This window comes from Pseudotabrizicola sp. 4114 (assembly GCF_031457365.1).
GTDB lineage: Bacteria > Pseudomonadota > Alphaproteobacteria > Rhodobacterales > Rhodobacteraceae > Pseudotabrizicola.
Genome location: NZ_JAVDWP010000042.1, coordinates 1 through 2,250 on the forward strand (window position 1 = coordinate 1; position 2,250 = coordinate 2,250).

The 2,250-nt window shown below is 63.2% G+C and carries 5 protein-coding genes; 1 reads left to right on the forward strand and 4 read right to left on the reverse strand.

Features of this window, described 5'->3' with window-relative positions; translation table 11 throughout:
• Positions 1-21: 21 nt before the first annotated feature.
• The 4 genes from J2X53_RS22405 to J2X53_RS22420 all read right to left on the reverse strand — a co-directional run bounded on the left by J2X53_RS22405 (position 22) and on the right by J2X53_RS22420 (position 1,546).
• A complete protein-coding gene (locus tag J2X53_RS22405; protein WP_349039698.1) occupies positions 22-177 on the reverse strand; it encodes a hypothetical protein in 156 nt (51 codons plus the stop codon).
• Positions 178-207: 30 nt separating this feature from the next.
• The gene (locus J2X53_RS22410; RefSeq protein WP_349039699.1) at positions 208-366 is read right to left on the reverse strand and encodes a hypothetical protein; all 159 of its coding nucleotides are present in this window, start codon (positions 364-366) and stop codon (positions 208-210) included.
• Positions 363-965: an alpha/beta hydrolase gene (locus tag J2X53_RS22415; protein ID WP_349039700.1), complete on the reverse strand. Its 603-nt coding sequence runs from the start codon at positions 963-965 to the stop codon at positions 363-365. The genes J2X53_RS22410 and J2X53_RS22415 overlap by 4 nt, the downstream gene beginning before the upstream one ends.
• A gap of 107 nt (positions 966-1,072) precedes the next feature.
• Positions 1,073-1,546, reverse strand: coding sequence for an Lrp/AsnC family transcriptional regulator (locus tag J2X53_RS22420; protein ID WP_349039701.1), 474 nt, complete (start codon positions 1,544-1,546; stop codon positions 1,073-1,075).
• Between the two features lie 211 nt (positions 1,547-1,757).
• Here J2X53_RS22420 and J2X53_RS22425 point away from each other — a divergent pair, with 211 nt between their 5' ends.
• Positions 1,758-2,210 carry an Rrf2 family transcriptional regulator gene (locus tag J2X53_RS22425; protein WP_349039702.1) on the forward strand — a complete coding sequence of 151 codons (453 nt, stop codon included), beginning with the start codon at positions 1,758-1,760 and terminating at the stop codon, positions 2,208-2,210.
• Positions 2,211-2,250: the final 40 nt, after the last annotated feature.

A 2,250-nucleotide genomic window follows, 5' to 3' on the forward strand; every position in this document is an offset into this window, starting at 1 on the left:
CCGCGCCGCCGCTCTGGTCAGTCATGGCAGGGAGACGGCGCAGAGGGTGGCCATGATGCCGATGGCGCTGAGCATGATCAGCGCCAGCCCCCAGGTCGGAACGGGGAGTTCGACGGGATGGGTGTCGGAGGAGATGAAAGCCTGATGGAAGGCGGGGTCAAAGCGTCCGTCGAGCATGGGGTTTCTCCTGTCGGTTGGCTGAAACAGTCAGTCGGATGAGAAGGCGAGGCTTGGCGGGGCGTCGCGGGGGATGAAGGTGCCCGGAGCGATGACGAGGGTGAGGGCGGCGAGGTAGACCACCGCGAACAGGGCCAGCCCGGCGTAATCGGCGGCGGTGGGGGTGGCGGTGCGGAACAGGCGGGTCATAGCGCGATCCTTGTGGTGAGGCGGTTGGCGGGTCTTGCGGCGGTGCCGAAGACCGGTTGCAGGGCGGTTTGTGCTGCCGCGCGATGGGCCAGATCGTCGCGCAACTCTTTGCCGTAGGCCCAGGGGCCAAAGCCGGAGGCGACGTTGATGTGCCCGGCCAGCCCCATATCGACCAGTTCAGACCCCCAGGCGCGGGCCAGATGGCGGGCGCGGCCAAAGCTCATCCACGGGTCATTGCGGCTGGCGACCACGGTGGTCGGCACATCCAGCCGGACCTCCGGGATCGGGCCGAAGTGGCCGATGCGGGTGGCCACGTTTGTCTCGGCCGGGGCGACCAGCAGGGCGGCGCGCACCCGCAGATGCGGCCAGGTGGCCAGCATGCGCGCGATCAGCACCGCGCCCAGCGAATGGCCGACCAATATGCAGCCGGGGTGGCGCAGGATCATGCCGCCCAGCTCGATCTCCCAGACTTCAGGCACCGGGCGCTCGGGTTCGGACAATTCCACCGGGATGGCGTCATGTTCGGTGGCGGCCCACCACTGCTGCCAATGCGGGGCTGGCGAGCCATCAAGGCCGGGAACGATCAGGGTCTTGGTCATCTCGGTCTCCCTTGTTTCGAATCTGCGATGGGTTAAATCTACCAGATCAGTCGTGATTGTCGTTTCCAAAGACCGGCCCGCAAAGAGAAGATCCTTCTCCGGCCCGGTCAGCGGTGGGTGGTGTCGACCGGATAGGCGGTGGTGAACTTCATCCGCTCCATCGCGAAATGGCTGGTGACATTCTTGATCGGCACCGCATCGGTCAGGCGTTTATACAGCGTGTCAAAGGCCGCCATGTCGGGCACTGCGATGCGCAGCAGGTAATCCATCTCGCCGGCCATGCGGTAGACTTCCATGATCTGGGGGATGTCGCGGGTGGCGCGGCCAAAGGCCTCGCGCCAGTCGGCGGTGTGGTCGGGGGCCTCGATCCCGACAAAGATGGTCAGGCCAAAGCCCAGCTTGCCCGGATCAGCGAGGGCCACGCGGGAGGTCAGCACGCCCTGATCCTGCAGTTTCTGGATGCGTTTCCAGCACGGGGTTTGCGACAATCCGACCTTGTCGGCGATCTGCGAGACCGGCAGCGTGGCGTCGCGCATCAGCTCTGCCACGATCTTGCGGTCGATCAGGTCGAGGGGGTCCATGCGATGTCTCCATGTCGTCTGGCAGGTCTTTGCGGGGCCTTTCTTCTAGCATGACACTGAAAATCATTTTGTCTACCGTCTTTATCGTGTATTGGTGCCAGGAGGAAAACTGTTGGTTTACATTGCCTTGCCTGTCGTATCCCGGGCAGGCGGTCGCACTGGGAGTAAATCCCGACCTTGATTCTGAGATTTAGCCGGGCTAGCGTCAGCCATGATCACGCAGAAGATGAAATATGCCCTGAAGGCGCTGCTGGTGCTGGCCGATGAGGCCAGTAAGCCCAAGCCCTTGTCGTTGACGATCGAAGAGATCGCCAAACGCTCGGGCACGCCCAAACGGTTTTTGGAGCATATCCTGCTGGAGGTGCGCAACGCCGGCGTGATCGCGTCGATCCGGGGGCGGTCGGGCGGCTATGTGCTGATCAAGAAGCCGGGCGATATCTCGATCTCGGAACTTCTGCGCACGATTGACGGGCCGATTGCGCCGTTGCCCTGCCTGTCGCGCCGCGCCTATCAGCGCTGCGAGGATTGCACCGATGAAGCCAGCTGCCGGATCCGCAAGATCTTTGCCGAGGTGTTCTGGTCTTACCTTCTGATCATCGACTCGCTGACGCTGGAAGACATGCTGCGCTCCGGCGCGGTGGCCGATCAGGTCATCGGCGCCTGAATCTGGTCCTAAGCTCCTGATATAAAATCCATATTGCTGC

Bases quoted from the DNA above. Each gene is read 5' to 3' on its own strand.
- J2X53_RS22405 (WP_349039698.1), bottom strand. From the start codon at position 177: ATGCTCGACGGACGCTTTGACCCCGCCTTCCATCAGGCTTTCATCTCC.
- J2X53_RS22410 (WP_349039699.1), bottom strand. From the start codon at position 366: ATGACCCGCCTGTTCCGCACCGCCACCCCCACCGCCGCCGATTACGCC.
- J2X53_RS22415 (WP_349039700.1), bottom strand. From the start codon at position 965: ATGACCAAGACCCTGATCGTTCCCGGCCTTGATGGCTCGCCAGCCCCG.
- J2X53_RS22420 (WP_349039701.1), bottom strand. From the start codon at position 1,546: ATGGACCCCCTCGACCTGATCGACCGCAAGATCGTGGCAGAGCTGATG.
- J2X53_RS22425 (WP_349039702.1), top strand. From the start codon at position 1,758: ATGATCACGCAGAAGATGAAATATGCCCTGAAGGCGCTGCTGGTGCTG.